This is a genomic window from Mediterranea sp. An20 (assembly GCF_002160055.1).
GTDB lineage: Bacteria > Bacteroidota > Bacteroidia > Bacteroidales > Bacteroidaceae > Bacteroides > Bacteroides avicola.
Genome location: NZ_NFJV01000005.1, coordinates 116,699 through 132,440, shown reverse-complemented (window position 1 = coordinate 132,440; position 15,742 = coordinate 116,699). Strand labels below are relative to the sequence as shown.

Here is a 15,742-nt window from a genome sequence, read left to right as displayed (position 1 = left end):
ATGAAACGTCCTACATTGAAACAATGGCTTGTGCAGAGCATTCATGATATGCTCTACATCTGGAAGCAGGAATTCCGCAATACCTTCCGCGACCAAGGCGTACTGATATTCTTCGTACTTGTGCCTTTGGTATATCCCTTGATATATTCTTTCATATATACCAACGAAACTTTACACGACGTACCTACTGCCGTGGTAGACAACTCGCGTACCAGTCTGAGCCGCGACTATCTGCGACGGGTAGATGCTACTTCGGAAGTACAGATTATCACCTATTGCGCAGATATGGAAGAAGCCAAGTTGGTTCTGAAAGACCGCAAAGCATACGGCATTATCTATATACCAGCCTCTTTCAGTGATGACATTGCAGAAGGAAGGCAAACCCACGTCACGCTTTACTGCGATATGAGCGGTCTGCTTTATTACAAGTCGCTATTACTGGCCAATACGGAAGTATCACTGGATATGAACGCCGAAATAAAAATAGCACGTGCCGGCAACACCACAGAACGGCAAGACGAACTGACTGCCTACCCTATAACCTACAAAGACGTGGCACTATACAATCCGACCAACGGTTTTGCCGCTTTTCTTATCCCGGCGGTTTTGATGCTTATCATACAGCAGACACTATTATTGGGCATAGGACTCAGTGCCGGCACAGCCCGCGAACGCAACCAATTCCGCGACCTGGTGCCTATCAACCGGCATTATCACGGCACGTTGCGCATTGTATTGGGCAAGGGACTGAGTTACCTGATGGTCTATGCACTGGTAGCAGTTTACATACTTTGCGTAGTCCCCAGAATATTCCACCTGAACCAAATAGCCCTGCCCGGTGAGTTGACATTATTCATCCTGCCGTATCTTCTGGCATGCATTTTCTTCTCCATGACTGCATCCATAGCTATCCGCAACCGCGAGACCTGCATGCTGATGTTTGTTTTCACCTCCGTGCCCCTGTTATTTCTTTCCGGCATCTCATGGCCGGGAAGTGCCATCCCTCCGTTCTGGAAATACTTTTCCTATCTCTTTCCTTCCACATTCGGCATCAACGGATTTGTGCGTATCAACAGCATGGGAGCTACCCTGCATGAGACATCGTTCGAATATCAGGCTTTGTGGATACAAACCGGAGTATATTTCATTACTACCTGCCTGGTATACCGCTGGCAAATTATGCAAAGCCGCAAGCACGTAATCGAGGAATACAAGAGATACAAGATGCTGCGGGCTGCTACGGGCACTGGCAGAAAGAGCGCAAAAGAATGATATAACCTGTTTCCCCAAAAACAAGCCGGTTCCTGCGATGTATTATCAGCAAGAACCGGCTTTTTCATATCTGTCAGGCAGAGGAAAAGAACGGATGGTCCTTTCACTGCCTCCATAATGTCAAGGGAAGATTATTTCTTGGCACCCTGCTCCTTTAACTTAGCAGTGAAAGCAGCAGCCTTTTCAGCAGCAGCCTTTTCATCTTCGGGAGAAGCGTATGCGTGCTTGTATCCCTGCACTTTGTTCCATTCACCACGAGTAAAGTCAGGTATAGCAACAGCGGCACAACCGTTGTCCATAGAAAGCTCACCCAATTCGGCCAGGCAGCACCATTCAGCCAGGTCGTAAACGTCCATATCCAAAGGAAGACCATTTTGCAGGCAATATACCAGACGGCTGTCCATGATAAAGTCCATACCGCCGTGACCACCTACTTCCTTGGCCATTTCACCGTATTTCTTCAGAATAGGATGTTGATACTTCGCAACGAGTGCATCCATTTCATCTTTCGGCAAGAAGCTGTGAGCGCTGAGGTTGTCCACTTCCGGCTGAACGCCCGATGCAGAAAGCTGGTCGCCACCCAAAGCATAACCCTCGATGGGATATTTGTTGGCAAAACCCTTGGTACCGGTCAGCTGATACAGACGGCTATAGGGTTGGGGTGTCATTACGTCGTGCTGAATTTCGATAACCTTGCCCAACTCGGTGCGGATAAGCGTTGTGGTATGGTCGCCGTTACGGAAATTGTTGCATACAGAATCTGTACGCTCTTCAACCAAAGCCTTGCCGACTACCGACTTCGTATCCATAGCAACCAGCGTCTTCATACGGTCGCCACGGTGGATGTTAAGAGCCTGTGCCACGGGACCAAGGCCGTGAGTAGCATACACATCGCCACGATGACGCATGTTATAGTCCAAGCGCCAGCCCAGTTTGTCGTTTTCACCATTCTTCCAGTAATAGTCCCAGAACTCATCCAGATTGTGGATATAAGCACCCTGAGCACGGATTACTTCACCAAATACACCCTGCTGGGCCATATTCAGTGTATTCATCTCAAACCAGTCGTAGCAGCAGTTTTCCAGAATCATGCAATGCTTGCGGGTTTTCTCGCTCAAGTCGATGAGTTCCCAGCACTGAGCCAGATTCATGACCGAAGGAACTTCGATGGCTACATGCTTGCCATTCTCCAACGCACATTTGGCTATGGGGAAGTGATGCAACCAGTCGGCAGCAATGTAAACGAGGTCGATGTCATCACGTTTGCACAACTCTTCATAGCCTTTGTCTCCCGAATAAATGGCGGCATCGGGCATGGAAGCCTTACGCAAAAACTCCTGGCAACGTTCGGCACGTTCCTTTTCATAATCACACAATGCTACAATCTGTGTGCCGGGAATGTGAGTGAAACGCTCTACAGCACCCGGACCGCGCATGCCCAGGCCTACAAAGCCCACACGCACTACTTCCAGCTTGGGAGCGGTCAGCCCCAAGGCACTTTCCTGTCCGGCCGGACGTTCCGGCGTTTCCACTACAATAGTTCCCTGCTCCCAATGCCAACGTGTACCCTTGTCGTTGGTGTAAACCGTTGGCGACTGTGAGGAACATGCGCCAAATGCAACGCAGATTCCTAAGACCAATGTCTTAATCAGCTTCATACAAATAATTTAAATTAAAGAGGTTAATAGATAAATTAATAAAATTGTGTTTCCAATCAAAAATTAGGGCAAAGATAAATATTAGCATCCAAACATCCTAACTTTAGTTCATATTTATTCGACAGATTTTATTCACTCCCTACGCCCCCATCCTGCCCGCTTCGGACAAAGGTTGTATGCTTCTTTCGTATCTTCCTAAAAAATAGCCTCCTGATGCTTATAGCTTGGAAGAATGCTTCATATACCGCTGCAGTCTGCTTCATATAGGGCCGAAGAACGCTTCATATACCGTTGAAACCGGAGCAGTCTTTATACTTATTTAACAAACTATCTATTTCATTCTTACGAATAATTCGTAACTTTGTATCGAATTCACTAAAAACATATATCCATGGAGAAATTAACAAAACAAGAAGAAGAAGTGATGTTACACATCTGGGCACTGAAAAGTTGCTTTGTGAAAGACATTGTAGCCCGCTACCCGCAGCCGGCACCTCCCTACACGACCATTGCATCGGTCATATCCAACCTGAAGCGCAAGGGTTATGTAAAGTTGTCGCGCGTAGGCAACATGTACCTGTACACCCCGCTCATTCCCGAAACGGAATACAAACGTACGTTCCTGAGCGGCTTCGTACACAATTATTTTGAGAACTCATACAAGGAAATGGTATCGTTTTTCGCCAAAGACGAGAAAATCTCTGCCAATGACTTGAAAGAAATTATAGATATGATAGAGAAAGAAAAAGAATAACCGGCTGTCTATGCCATCTTAAATCTGTTGTTCACCATGCTGATTTATCTGCTCAAAGTCAATATCGTCCTGGCGTTGCTTTACGCTTTCTATCGCCTGTTTTTCTACCGCGACACGTTTTTCAACTGCCGCCGGATTCTGCTGATGAGCATTATTGCCCTGTCGCTGCTGGCTCCCCTGCCTTCCATTCATACATGGGTAGCAGAGATATGGTTGCCTGAAGAAATAACAGACATCGTTATAACCGGAGTGACGCTGCCGGAATTCATTGTCACTCCCAGTGGGACGCAGGTCGAGAGCAGGCTGTGGATATGGCCGGCTATAAGTTGGATATGTATGGCAGGTACATGCCTGTTATGTGGAAACATCGTAGTGCAACTCCTTACCATCTGGCGGCTGATATACCGCTATCCGAAAAGTCGGCTGAATGGCATCGGCATCCATACCTTGCCGGAAGGCGAAGCTCCTTTCTCTTTCTTCCGACGGATATTCGTATGTCCCTATGCATATAACCGGGAGGAATTGGACGAAATACTGACGCACGAGCAGACACATGCCCGACAATGGCATTCGATAGATGTGCTCGCCAGCGAACTGATGTGCGCTCTCTGCTGGTTCAATCCCTTTGCCTGGCTGCTGAAACAGGAAATCAAGCAGAACTTGGAGTATCTTGCCGACCGCCATGTGTTGTCTAAAGGATACAACAAGAAAAATTATCAGTACCACTTACTGGGACTGGCTTACCACAAGGCTGCAGCAACCATCTATAACAACTTTAATGTTTTACCTTTAAAAAAGAGAATCAGTATGATGAACAAGAAAAGAACTCCCAACATCGGGCGGCTGAAGTACCTGCTCTTCTTCCCGATGGCAGCCTTGCTGACAGTAGCCTGCGGCAACCAGAAACAAGAGCAACCCGCAGAAAAGACGGGCGACACACCTGCCACGGAAGCTGTAACCCAACCGAAAACAGCGGTTGAGGCAACCGCAGCCCAACCGGAAACATCTGCCACAGAAACTGCTGCCACTTCCGATGAGCAAGAAAAAGTCTATCACATTGTAGACGAGAAGCCTGTATTTCCCGGTGGCGAAATGGCTATGATGGAATTCATCGGTGCTAACATCCACTATCCGGACAAAGCCATAAAAGACGGGAAGCAAGGCACTGTAGTCTGTCAGTTCGTAGTAAACAGCAAGGGAAAAATCTCCGACGTAAAAATCATGCGTAGCGTAAGCCCGGAGATGGATGCCGAAGCCGTGCGCGTCATCAAGTCTATGCCGACTTGGACTCCCGGCAAACAGGATGGTAAAGTAGTGAGTGCAGCTTACACTCTGCCCATCCGCTTTAGACTGAACCAATAACGGCTGGTATACTGAAAGAAGGAGGATGCTGTCGGGCGTCCTCTTTCTCTCCTATTCCAGTAGCATTTCTTCAATCGAAACCGCGGAGTTCGCGTTTTCCCGGCATTTTGATTACTTACAGACCAAAATACCTATCTATTTATGAACCGGATTTGTATGCTAACCATGTTCCTGTTCCTGCTCGTTTCCTGCGGAAACCGCAACGCGGGCAAGGAGCAACGTGAGACAACCGCCTCACTGGAAAAGCAAGGCGCAAGTGTAGAAACCTTTGCAGCCGACTATCGTCCGCCCGCAGGTATCAAGTACCAGCCCACAATCGTGCGCACCGGGGCAAAGACCATCAACGTGGCTGCTGCACTGAAACATGTGCGTGCATTGAAAGCCAATGAAATAGGTACGCCCATGTTGTACCCCACGGGGGTAGAGGCCCTTTGTATATTCGGAAGCCCTTTGCTGAAGGTAGAAAACAAATGGGTACTGCAGGCCATAGAAGGCTTGTATCTGCTGGACGACAAGTACAAAGCGGTGAGGCAACTCGTCCGCAATGATGTCGAGATGGAGTCCGAAGACGGAAAGAATATCAGCCTGAATCTGAAACGATTTCTATATGATGCCGGGTATGACGCTTCACTCCGTCAGCTCCGTGCCTCGTATGGCGGGAAATCAAGACGTTTCATCGCCAACCTGTCGTGGGACGAATTACTCGCTTCTACCGACACGTGCACTCCCGACCAGTTGACCGACCTCCTGCCGCAGCCCGCGAAAGGGAAATTTTACACCATAGAAGGCGGCTATTTCTCGCCGGAGCGTTTCAGCTCGCGCGTTTATACGTTCGGCACAAAGGGCGACACGCTCTGCCTCTTCACGGTGAACGATGCAGAAGACTATGTGCCTGTCGGCGATTACCGCAGCGCAGAAAGAGATGGCCAAGTGTATGTCTACGGCGGCAAACCCCGTTTTTTGCTGGGATACGACGACACGGTTTATGAATTGGAAGATGCCTCCACGCTGAAAGCCGTATGGAAACTGGACTTCGGCGACTTGAAGCGCCCTACCGGGAAGTATGTCGTAGAGAGCCTGTCCCGCAATCTGGGAGACTATTGGTTCATCAACAGCTTCATGGAAACCGACCGCTATGTTATCATGGGTCTTTCCGAAGGGCACGATTGCCCCTCCAACCGCGAGTCCAATAAGGTGAAGCTTTATACTCTTGTCTATGACAAGCAGACGGCAGAATGTTTCTCCCTCCCGCCTGCCAAGAACAAAGAAGGGCACCCCGACTATCCGCAGATTCCGTTTACTCATCAGGGGAAATCCCTCAACGACCATCTCTCGGGCGTGGTAGACGGCATACCTTATTTTCTCACCTACGGCAAAAAGCTGAAGGAACAACTGGCCGGCGTGCCGGAAGCAGAGGCTTTGGGAGAGAAAGAAACGGTGATTGTAATGGTGGAGCAGTAGTCTGTCAATTTCCGCAATCCCAAGTTAGTTGACAAGGAACCAACGAACAAGGCTATAAAAACCTCATCGAGCAAGGCTTGTATCAAACTGCGTATGGCAAATACCTTGTTGTCTCGCTCATTTGTTCCTTGTCAACTAACTTGAGCTTGCGAAGGCTTGAATTATTTCTTTACTTCGACAATGTGGGTAGGTGGCATCTCAACGTTGCGCCTATCCACTTGCCGTACAACGGCGGCAGCCAACTGCAGGAAAGCCCGTCCCGTCAGTGTATTCGTATCCAATGCCACGGGTTGTCCGGCATCACCGCTCTCACAGATGCCCTGCACAAGAGGAATCTGTCCCAACAAAGGCACTCCCAACTCATCGGCCAAACGTTTTCCTCCCTCACGGCCAAAGATGTAATACTTGTTCTCCGGCAGCTCGGCAGGCGTAAACCATGCCATGTTCTCTACCAAGCCCAAGATGGGCACATTCACCTTGTCATTGCGGTACATGTCAATCCCTTTGCGGGCATCGGCCAAAGCCACCTGCTGGGGGGTAGTGACAATGACAGCCCCTGTAATGGCAAGTGTCTGGAGCAAAGTTAGATGAATGTCGCTGGTACCCGGCGGGGTGTCAATGACGAAGTAGTCCAAATCTCCCCAATCGGCATCACCCACCAACTGTTTTAAGGCGTTGCTGGCCATGCCTCCGCGCCACAGCGTCGCTTGGTCGGGGTTGACAAAGAAACCGATGGAAAGCAACTTCAGCCCGTATTTCTCGATGGGGACGATGAGATCGCGCCCATCTTTCTGCTCGGCATAAGGACGGGCATCTTCCACTTGGAACATCTTGGGCACAGAAGGACCGAAAATATCGGCATCCAACAGCCCCACTTTATAGCCCAGTCTCACAAGAGCTACGGCCAAGTTGGCGGCTACAGTGCTCTTGCCTACCCCGCCTTTACCGCTGGAAACAGCAATGACGTTTTTTACCTGCGGCAGCATCTTGCCGGGTTCGGGACGGGCCGCTTGGCGACTCTCAGTACTGATAGTCACCTCGACATCGGGTGATACATAAGTGTGTATAGCCGTCTCGGTCGCCTTCAGCATCGACTTCATAAAGGGGTCGGTCGGCTTGTCAAAGATGAGCGAAAAGCTGACTTTCATACCATCGATGCGCAAGTTGTCTGCCACCATTCCGGCCTCGACAAGGTTCTTGCCATTGCCAGGATAACGCACGGTAGCCAGTGCGTCGTGTATCAGTTTGGGATAAATCGTTATCATATCATTAAATACTAATTATCTACATTCGGATAAGATCTCACCATAGACCTCCGATGCAGGAAGAAACGCCGTCTGATGCAATATCAGAACAGCCAGATGATTGTCGGGTATTATATCATTCTCTTAAAGACTGGCTACAGCGATTTACTTAGACGTCTGAAGACTGCTTCGCTTGCTGCGTCCATAGCTACGGTAGTCGTCCAAGGGGATGTCCACATCGGATTCAGAGAGCGTCCCGGTCTGTGGCAGACGGAAACAGATGTACTTGATAGTCATGCCGCGATCCAGCCATTGCTGTTCGTAATACGTGCGTATATCTGTCAGCACACCATTGGCCAAGGGAGAATGATAGAGGTCGTCCGTAATAGCCTCAACCGACAGTGCATTATGCTCCAGCATCAGGCGGGTGTAAGTAAACATGAAGTTGCTGTCAGTCTTGAGATGTATCCGTCCTCCGTCTTTGAGGAAACGCCGGTATCGCTCAAGGAAATAAGTAGAAGTCAAACGTTTGGTTGCCTTCTTCATCTGCGGGTCAGAAAAGGTGAGCCACAATTCGTCCACCTCCCCGGAAGCGAAACACTGGTCAATGGCCTCGATGCGTGTACGCAAGAAAGCAACATTCTTCAGTCCCTCTTGCAAAGCCTCGGTAGCACCAGTCCACATGCGGGCACCTTTGATGTCAACACCAATAAAGTTCTGCTCAGGAAAACGACGGGCCAATCCTACGGTATATTCTCCTCTGCCACATCCCAGTTCCAAAGTCAGAGGACGACCGTTGCCAAAGAAGCCCTCGTCCCACTTACCCCTCATCGCAAAAGGCACGCCTTCGGGCCCGGCATAGGGGTGCTCGAAGACGTGCGGATAATGAGCCATGTCGGCAAATTTCTGTAATTTTCCTTTTCCCATGCCAACAGGTTTACTCTACGACAGTCACCCATCCGTGCGTGTCCGGCTCATCCCCATACTGGATAGCACGCAACTTATGATACAGTTTGCTGGAGATGGGGCCTGGTGTCCCGTCTTTGGTAAAGACATAACTCCGGCCGTTCTCCGGATCGTCGATATGACTGATAGGGCTGATAACAGCTGCCGTACCACAGGCACCTGCTTCTTCGAAAGAAGCCAGTTCTTCCTCGGGGATGGGGCGGCGTTCTACCTTCAGGCCCAGATCCTCGGCCAACTGCATCAGGCTCTTGTTCGTGATGCTGGGCAAGATGGAAGTAGACAAGGGAGTGATATAAGTATTATCCTTGATACCGAAGAAGTTGGCAGCACCACACTCGTCCATGTACTTCTTATCCTTGGCATCCAGATAGAACTCGGCAGAATAGCCTGCGTCATGGGCTTCCTTGCTGGCTCGCAGACTGGCAGCATAGTTGCCACCTACCTTAAAGGTGCCAGTTCCCAACGGAGCAGCACGGTCGTACTTGCGGGTAATAACATAAGGCGTAGCAGCAAATCCACCTTTAAAGTATGGACCTACGGGCGTCACGAATATAAGGAAAAGATATTCGTTGGCCGGCTTTACCCCTACCTGTGCTCCCGTTCCGATAAGCAAGGGACGGATATAAAGCGATGCGCCGCTTTCATAAGGCGGGATGAAACGCTCGTTCAGCTTCACCACCTTCACAACAGCTTCGCGGAAACGCTCGGTAGGAAGTTCGGGCATCAGAATACCGCGACAGGTCGACTGCAGACGGGCTGCATTCTCTTCCAGGCGGAAGATGCGTATCTTTCCGTCCTTACCCCGGAAAGCCTTGAGTCCTTCAAAAGCTTCCTGGCCATAGTGCAGGCTGGTAGCAGCCATGTGCAGGGGTATGTACTCTTCGCTGCATGTCTCCAGTTCACCCCATTGACCGTTACGATAGTAGATTCTCACGTTGTAATCTGTCCGCATGTATCCAAAGGACAGATTGGCCCAATCTATTTCTTTCATACACATTATATATTAGTTAAATCCTTGTTTGCTTATGCCCCCTTGAAGGAATCCGAAGAATCACGGCGGCAATCCCATACCGCCACAATCACGACCTTATTGCCTACTATCCGGTAAATGACTCTACCATAAGCAGGCACCATAACCGCGCGGTAAGCCTGACCTCTCCGGACAAGATACTGTCCGACATGCGGCGAATCTGCCAGGCAAGCCACTGCATCCAAGATACGCTGTATAATACCGCTTGCAGTCACAGAGCCTGCCGACTGCCGATAATACTCAGCCAATACCAACAGTTGTCGTTCCGCCTCTTGAGTCCAAATCACTTCCATGTTTCCATCATTTCTTTTATCCGGACAACGACTTCATCATGAGCCGAAACCTTGCCAGACATAACATCTGCCTCAGCCTGCATCAATGCATTCTGTCGCTCCTGACGGGTGTAAGGCAATCCGTTGATACAAGCCTGACGGTCGACTCCCCGCAGCGATTGCAAATAGTCCAGCAATTGCTGCATGGTCTCTTCATCATCCCACAAGGCGATGACCTCCTCCAAGACGGCTTTTCTCAAATCAATGGTTGTCATATACAGATTCTCTTTTGTCCGCACAAATGTACGGTTTATTCTTTACTTTCCGGCTTTTCGGCCAGTAATTTTTCCACTTCGTCTTCAGCTTTCGTCAATTGCCTGGTGCAAAAGGCTACCAATTCGGTAGCTTCCTTGATTTTGTCAACCAGCATGTCTATGTCCAGTTCGTTATTATCTATCTGTGCCACGATTTTCTCCAAACGAGACATGGATTCGGCAAACGTTTCCTTTTTCCTGATAGCCATATATAAACAAAAGATTTATGAATTATGAGTTATGATTAACAACCTCCGACAGTATCTCCCCCTGGCACAACCAGGTGACAATACGGTCGCCTGGCTGCAATGTACGGGCATCCTTCACGGCCTTTCCATCTTTTAATGTAAGACTATACCCACGTGCCAACTGCTTTTCTGGTGAAGCATCCTCCAGACGTTGCTGCAACAAATCCAGCTTATGGCGGCAAGACGATAAGCAAGTTAATGCAGATTGCTCCAGATCCTTATGCAGCGAAAGCAAAGTCATACGGGCACGAGCCACATACCGGTAAACAGCCGATGGAATGCGATGCCGAAGCCCCTCCAGACGCAAATGTTCCTGCCTCAAACGGGCACGGGCACCTTCCTGTACGCGGGTCGCCAAAGCAAAGAGAGCAGTCGCCGTCTCCTCCATACAGGCTATGAGATATTCTGCGGCGGCAGTGGGAGTCTTCACACGTGTGTGGGCCACACTATCCAACAGCGTATCGTCACGTTCATGACCTATACCAGTAATGACAGGTAAAGGAAACTGGGCGCAGGCTGCAGCCAACATATAGGTATCAAAACCGGAAAGATCGGAAGTAGCGCCCCCTCCACGAATGATGACTACTACATCAAATTCCTGCAGACGTGCATTGATGTCATCCAAAGCAGCGAGGATAGTTTCTTCTGTACTGTCCCCTTGCATTACTGCCGGGAACAGTTCTACGTGGAAGTAATACCCCCGTGGATTGTATTGCAACTGATGGCAAAAATCGCCGTAACCAGCTGCCGTAGGCGATGAAATAACCGCCACCCGCTGCGGCAACATTGGCATAGGAAGCTCTTTATTCAAAGTCAGCACCCCTTCCTCTTCCAGTTGCTTCAGTATTTCACGGCGTCGGAGAGCCAAATCGCCCAATGTATAAGCCGGATCTATATCAAGCACAGTCAGACTATAGCCGTAAAGCTCATGAAAACCTACTACGACCTCAACCAATACTTTGATGCCAGCCACAAACGGCTGCCCCGTCTCTTCTTCAAAATAGGGCTTCAGCAGCTGAAAGACATTGGACCAGATAGTGCCTCGTGCCTTGGCCAACAGGACATTGCCTTTCGGAGCCTTCTGCACGAACTCCACATAGCAATGTCCACTGGCATTGACACGCACCTCAGACAATTCAGCCTGCAACCAATACGTACCGGCCAATCCTTCCTCCAGCGTCTGACGCACACGCGAATTCAACTCATACAGAGACAGAGGCTCTTTCATGACATAAACAGCAGATTACAGATTGGCTCTTTTTCCCCGGCTCTGATACCATCCATAAGCTTTCCACACATCAGGCACTCCGAAGCCATAGATATTGTCCGGATAATTCACACGGTCTCCCGAGCGACGGACCAGCGCAATCAACTCCTTGGCAGTCAGTTCCGGGCAGGCCTGCCATAAACAAGCCACCATCCCACACATAATAGGCGAGGCAAAAGAGGTCCCGTTGGCCCGCCCCTGATTACCATCCGTCTGCATAACAGCCGAGCCCAGACCTACAGCTACAACATCGGGCTTGATACGGCCATCTGCCGTATTACCTATGGAAGAGAAAGGAGCCAAGACGCCACCTCTATCAACCGCACCTACCGTAAGTACATTCTCCGCATCGCCCGGAGTCGTTATTTTCTTCCACGAGCCAGCACCGGCATTGCCTGCACTGCATACCAGTACCATTCCCTTATCGGCGATACGGGAAGCCTGACGGGACATTAAAGCATGGTGTCCGTCAAGCTCACACAACCGGTAATTCTCCGAACGGTCATCAAATTCATAATATCCCAGAGAAGTATTCAATACGTCAACCCCTACGCTATCGGCAAACTCAACGGCTGCCGCCCAATAATCCTGTTCCACCAATTGCTCACTTCGTTCATCCTCGCTACGCAACAGCCAATAAGATGCTTCGGGAGCTGTGCCCACCATCACTTCAGGCCGGTTCATTCCCATACACGACAGCACCATCATGCCGTGACTTCCTTTGGCATACACATCCGCACCCGGTTCCACAAAATCACGGGTTCCCAGAATTCGGATATTGCGCATCGCTGTTATGCTGTCGGCATTGTGATAGCCGGCATCAATGACGGCAATAGTCATCCCCTGTCCACGGAAACCTGCTGCATGCAGCCGATCTCCACGGCTTATGGCAATCTGCCGGAAGGCTGTTCCATAAGTGCTATCCGGATAGACTGTAGGATGGTTAATCAATGTATCACGTTTGGCAGACAATCCCTTATTACTTTCCGCCGGTGCTTTCCACACCAGCTCTACGGAACGGACAAAAGGCAAGGCTGCCATACGGGAAGCCAACATCGTATCATTGCACGACACGGTCACAAAATTCTCCCATTTTCCGGTCACTACGACGTGCGCTCCCAACCGGCAAATCTCATCCACATATTTTTTACAAACCGGCAGGTCTGTGGAGTCGATAGCCAGATTCTGGCGCAACCTGCGTTCTATGGATTTGCGGGAAAGAAAATCCTCCGGCTTCTTCAGAGAATACTCCGTAACAGCCTTATCTTTCAAACAGACACGATACTTCAGGGTATCTCCTTCTCCCCGAGCACCGGCACACATTAAAACCAAAGCAATGCTTAATATCAGCTTCTTCATAGTAAACATTAAAAAAAATTCAATCGTTACGACGGTATATACATCCCAATGCCCCGTTGAGAAGCAATAAATGCCCCACCTACCACTCGACGGCCCACATAAAAGACAGCGGACTGTCCCGGAGCAACGGCAGAAGCCTCTTCCTGGAAATGCACCAATAAACGTCCATCATCCAAGCGGCTCACCGAACAAGGAATGGGCTTACTGCGGTAACGGATACGCACACACAAATCCGGATGTCCGAAAAACTCAGTCTCATCCGTCCACTGTGCCTGTTCTGCCAACATCCATTCCGTCTTCAGTCCAACGGCATCGCCCAGCATAACCGTATTCTTTTCCGGATTGATTTTCAATACGTAAGCCGGTTTTCCCAACGCTATTTCCAAGCCTTTGCGCTGTCCAATCGTATAATAGGGATAGCCTTTATGCTCTCCCAGCTTCAGGCCTTCGGCATTGACAAACCACCCGGGTCCTACTTCTTTGTCTATCTCCGGAGAATGCTCACGCAAGAAATCACGGTAATCGCCTTTGATGAAGCAAACCTCCATGCTCTCACCTCCTTCGGCTTTCAAGGCATACCCCTTGCCGCGCAAATACTCGCGTACCTGCAATTTGGTAAAGGTTCCGAGGGGAAATATACAACGCTTCAACACGTCCTGCCCCAAACGCCAAAGGAAATAAGACTGGTCTTTTTTCTCGTCATCGCCTACACAAATATAGACTGCTTCGCCATGCTTCTCCAACCGGCTGTAATGCCCGGTAGCTATATAGGCGCATCCCAGTTTATCGGCCCATTCGGACAAGATACGGAACTTAAACAACGGATTACACATCACACAAGGATTGGGTGTGCGACCAGAGCGATACTCATCGATGAAATACTTCACCACCGTCTGACGGAAAGCATCCCGTTCATCGGCCACATAATGTTCCACACCCATACTTTGGGCAAGGGCATGAGCTTCTACTGGCTCATCCCCCCATACCCACATGGTCAGTCCCAAGACTTCATATCCCTGTTCTCTCAACATCAGGCAGGTAGCGGTACTGTCTATGCCTCCGCTCATACCCACCAACACACGCTTTGGGGGATTCATTCCGTTGTCTGATTTTATTTCTTGATTGGATTATCTCCCGACTTCTTCTCGGCATCCTGCAAGTCTTCACCCCAATGCACACGGGCCTCACGCTCCTCACGCTCGCGCACTTCTTTGGCTTTACGGGCATAGACAATGATGCGCAAAGACTGGTCGTAAGTAAAATAGTTATAAATCCAGTTTAACATCACACTTACCCGATTGCGCACACCCAAGATGGAACGCAGATGCACTACCAGCCACAAGACCCATGCAATCCATCCCTGTGTCTTGACCTTCTTGAATTCTGCCACTGCACGGTTACGTCCTACCGTAGCCATCGAGCCTAAATTCTTATAGCGGAAAGACTTCAGGGGTTTCTTTTTCTCCATTCTCTTCAGGTTAGCAGCCAGAAGTTTACCCTGCTGTATGGCTACCTGGGCCAGTTGAGGGTGACCATTGGGATAATCCTTGTCGGCAGTCATAATACACTGGTCACCAATGGCAAATACATCCTGCAAACCTTCTACCCGGTTATAAGCATCCACTTTCAAACGGCCTCCACGCCCGATGCACTCTGACGGCATATTGCCGATGCCGACAGCACGCACACCGCTCACCCAGATAAACGTACGGGTGGGTATTTCCATACCGTCTTCAAAGATGACCTTATGGTCGCGGTAATCCGTCACTTTTTTATGCAGACACACATTTACGCCCATATTGCGCAAGAACTGCTCTGCGGCAGCCGAAGACTCAGGCGACATACCTCCCAGCAAACGACCGGCTGCTTCAATCAAAAAGATATTCAGCTGGCTGCTGTCCATATCGGGATAATCGGCCGGAAGCACGTACTTCTTCATCTCAGACAAGACACCGGCAATTTCCACTCCTGTGGCACCGCCTCCTACAATCACGATATTCTGCAGTTCATTACGTTCCTGATCAGTAGCACACGTAATGCTCCGCTCCAGATTGCCGAGCAAAGCGTTGCGCAACCCCATAGCTTCCGACAAGGTCTTCATAGGCATTGCCTCTTCTTCCAGATGCTTATTGCCAAAGAAATTAGTGGTTGTGCCTGCTGCAAGCACCAGGTAGTCATATTCTATCTTACCAATGGAAGTCTGAAGGATTTTACGATCCGGGAATATCGAACGGGCCTCCGCCATGCGGAAATAGAAGTTTTTACGTTTCCTGAAAATTTTGCGGAATGGGAAAGAGATGGAACTTGGCTCAATGCCGGAAGATGCCACCTGATAAATCAAAGGCGGAAACTGATGGAAGTTATTCTTATCCACCAACACTACCTGCATACCCGTTTTACGGAGTGCATTGGCCAATTTCAGACCGCCAAATCCTCCACCTACAATTACAATTCGCTTTGCATTAGTCTTTGCAATGTTAAAACTCATACGTACCTTGATTATAAGTTCTTGATTTCGGGTACAAAAGTAATAAA

Annotated in this window: 15 protein-coding genes; 4 read left to right on the top strand and 11 right to left on the bottom strand. The window is 49.5% G+C overall.

The window, feature by feature from the left end; translation table 11 throughout:
* Window positions 1-1,272 carry an ABC transporter permease gene (locus B5F34_RS04830; protein ID WP_087335626.1) on the top strand — a complete coding sequence of 424 codons (1,272 nt, stop codon included), beginning with the start codon at window positions 1-3 and terminating at the stop codon, window positions 1,270-1,272.
* Window positions 1,273-1,403: 131 nt separating this feature from the next.
* On the opposite strand, the gene B5F34_RS04825 is transcribed toward B5F34_RS04830, so the two are convergent.
* Window positions 1,404-2,930 (bottom strand): Gfo/Idh/MocA family oxidoreductase, encoded by a 1,527-nt coding sequence (locus B5F34_RS04825; RefSeq protein ID WP_087335624.1) that lies wholly within the window; start codon window positions 2,928-2,930, stop codon window positions 1,404-1,406.
* Between the two features lie 391 nt (window positions 2,931-3,321).
* Between B5F34_RS04825 and B5F34_RS04820 the strand changes: the two genes are divergently transcribed.
* The 3 genes from B5F34_RS04820 to B5F34_RS04810 all read left to right on the top strand — a co-directional run bounded on the left by B5F34_RS04820 (window position 3,322) and on the right by B5F34_RS04810 (window position 6,507).
* A complete protein-coding gene (locus B5F34_RS04820; RefSeq protein ID WP_087335622.1) occupies window positions 3,322-3,684 on the top strand; it encodes a BlaI/MecI/CopY family transcriptional regulator in 363 nt (120 codons plus the stop codon).
* Between the two features lie 36 nt (window positions 3,685-3,720).
* Window positions 3,721-5,046, top strand: a complete 1,326-nt coding sequence (locus B5F34_RS04815; protein WP_140392956.1) for a M56 family metallopeptidase — start codon at window positions 3,721-3,723, stop codon at window positions 5,044-5,046.
* Window positions 5,047-5,187: 141 nt separating this feature from the next.
* A complete protein-coding gene (locus tag B5F34_RS04810) occupies window positions 5,188-6,507 on the top strand; it encodes a DUF4933 domain-containing protein (protein ID WP_140392955.1) in 1,320 nt (439 codons plus the stop codon).
* 161 nt (window positions 6,508-6,668) lie between these two features.
* On the opposite strand, the gene B5F34_RS04805 is transcribed toward B5F34_RS04810, so the two are convergent.
* The 10 genes from B5F34_RS04805 to B5F34_RS04760 all read right to left on the bottom strand — a co-directional run bounded on the left by B5F34_RS04805 (window position 6,669) and on the right by B5F34_RS04760 (window position 15,695).
* Window positions 6,669-7,769: an Mrp/NBP35 family ATP-binding protein gene (locus tag B5F34_RS04805; protein ID WP_087335669.1), complete on the bottom strand. Its 1,101-nt coding sequence runs from the start codon at window positions 7,767-7,769 to the stop codon at window positions 6,669-6,671.
* Window positions 7,770-7,916: 147 nt separating this feature from the next.
* Window positions 7,917-8,678, bottom strand: a complete 762-nt coding sequence (trmB, locus tag B5F34_RS04800) for a tRNA (guanosine(46)-N7)-methyltransferase TrmB (RefSeq protein ID WP_087335616.1) — start codon at window positions 8,676-8,678, stop codon at window positions 7,917-7,919.
* 10 nt (window positions 8,679-8,688) lie between these two features.
* Entirely contained in the window at window positions 8,689-9,708 is a 1,020-nt protein-coding gene (locus B5F34_RS04795) for a branched-chain amino acid aminotransferase (protein WP_087335614.1), read from the bottom strand.
* A gap of 32 nt (window positions 9,709-9,740) precedes the next feature.
* Window positions 9,741-10,040, bottom strand: coding sequence for a type II toxin-antitoxin system RelE/ParE family toxin (locus B5F34_RS04790; RefSeq protein WP_087335612.1), 300 nt, complete (start codon window positions 10,038-10,040; stop codon window positions 9,741-9,743).
* On the bottom strand, window positions 10,031-10,294 hold the full coding sequence (locus tag B5F34_RS04785) for a hypothetical protein (RefSeq protein WP_087335610.1): 264 nt from the start codon (window positions 10,292-10,294) through the stop codon (window positions 10,031-10,033). Before B5F34_RS04785 ends, B5F34_RS04790 begins: the two co-directional genes overlap by 10 nt.
* A 35-nt stretch (window positions 10,295-10,329) precedes the next feature.
* Entirely contained in the window at window positions 10,330-10,542 is a 213-nt protein-coding gene (gene xseB, locus B5F34_RS04780) for an exodeoxyribonuclease VII small subunit (RefSeq protein WP_087335608.1), read from the bottom strand.
* Between the two features lie 22 nt (window positions 10,543-10,564).
* Window positions 10,565-11,809 carry an exodeoxyribonuclease VII large subunit gene (gene xseA / locus B5F34_RS04775; RefSeq protein WP_087335606.1) on the bottom strand — a complete coding sequence of 415 codons (1,245 nt, stop codon included), beginning with the start codon at window positions 11,807-11,809 and terminating at the stop codon, window positions 10,565-10,567.
* A 15-nt stretch (window positions 11,810-11,824) separates the two neighbouring features.
* Window positions 11,825-13,207 carry a S8 family serine peptidase gene (locus B5F34_RS04770; protein WP_087335667.1) on the bottom strand — a complete coding sequence of 461 codons (1,383 nt, stop codon included), beginning with the start codon at window positions 13,205-13,207 and terminating at the stop codon, window positions 11,825-11,827.
* 26 nt (window positions 13,208-13,233) lie between these two features.
* On the bottom strand, window positions 13,234-14,304 hold the full coding sequence (mnmA, locus tag B5F34_RS04765) for a tRNA 2-thiouridine(34) synthase MnmA (protein ID WP_087335604.1): 1,071 nt from the start codon (window positions 14,302-14,304) through the stop codon (window positions 13,234-13,236).
* 14 nt (window positions 14,305-14,318) lie between these two features.
* A complete protein-coding gene (locus B5F34_RS04760; RefSeq protein ID WP_087335602.1) occupies window positions 14,319-15,695 on the bottom strand; it encodes an NAD(P)/FAD-dependent oxidoreductase in 1,377 nt (458 codons plus the stop codon).
* Window positions 15,696-15,742 lie beyond the last annotated feature (47 nt).

Coding starts and splice junctions, on each gene's coding strand:
- trmB (WP_087335616.1), bottom strand. CDS start 8,678: ATGGGAAAAGGAAAATTACAGAAATTTGCCGACATGGCTCATTATCCG.
- B5F34_RS04770 (WP_087335667.1), bottom strand. CDS start 13,207: ATGAAGAAGCTGATATTAAGCATTGCTTTGGTTTTAATGTGTGCCGGT.
- B5F34_RS04830 (WP_087335626.1), top strand. CDS start 1: ATGAAACGTCCTACATTGAAACAATGGCTTGTGCAGAGCATTCATGAT.
- B5F34_RS04820 (WP_087335622.1), top strand. CDS start 3,322: ATGGAGAAATTAACAAAACAAGAAGAAGAAGTGATGTTACACATCTGG.
- B5F34_RS04825 (WP_087335624.1), bottom strand. CDS start 2,930: ATGAAGCTGATTAAGACATTGGTCTTAGGAATCTGCGTTGCATTTGGC.
- B5F34_RS04785 (WP_087335610.1), bottom strand. CDS start 10,294: ATGACAACCATTGATTTGAGAAAAGCCGTCTTGGAGGAGGTCATCGCC.
- B5F34_RS04760 (WP_087335602.1), bottom strand. CDS start 15,695: ATGAGTTTTAACATTGCAAAGACTAATGCAAAGCGAATTGTAATTGTA.
- B5F34_RS04815 (WP_140392956.1), top strand. CDS start 3,721: ATGCTGATTTATCTGCTCAAAGTCAATATCGTCCTGGCGTTGCTTTAC.
- xseB (WP_087335608.1), bottom strand. CDS start 10,542: ATGGCTATCAGGAAAAAGGAAACGTTTGCCGAATCCATGTCTCGTTTG.
- B5F34_RS04790 (WP_087335612.1), bottom strand. CDS start 10,040: ATGGAAGTGATTTGGACTCAAGAGGCGGAACGACAACTGTTGGTATTG.
- B5F34_RS04795 (WP_087335614.1), bottom strand. CDS start 9,708: ATGAAAGAAATAGATTGGGCCAATCTGTCCTTTGGATACATGCGGACA.
- xseA (WP_087335606.1), bottom strand. CDS start 11,809: ATGAAAGAGCCTCTGTCTCTGTATGAGTTGAATTCGCGTGTGCGTCAG.
- B5F34_RS04810 (WP_140392955.1), top strand. CDS start 5,188: ATGAACCGGATTTGTATGCTAACCATGTTCCTGTTCCTGCTCGTTTCC.
- mnmA (WP_087335604.1), bottom strand. CDS start 14,304: ATGAATCCCCCAAAGCGTGTGTTGGTGGGTATGAGCGGAGGCATAGAC.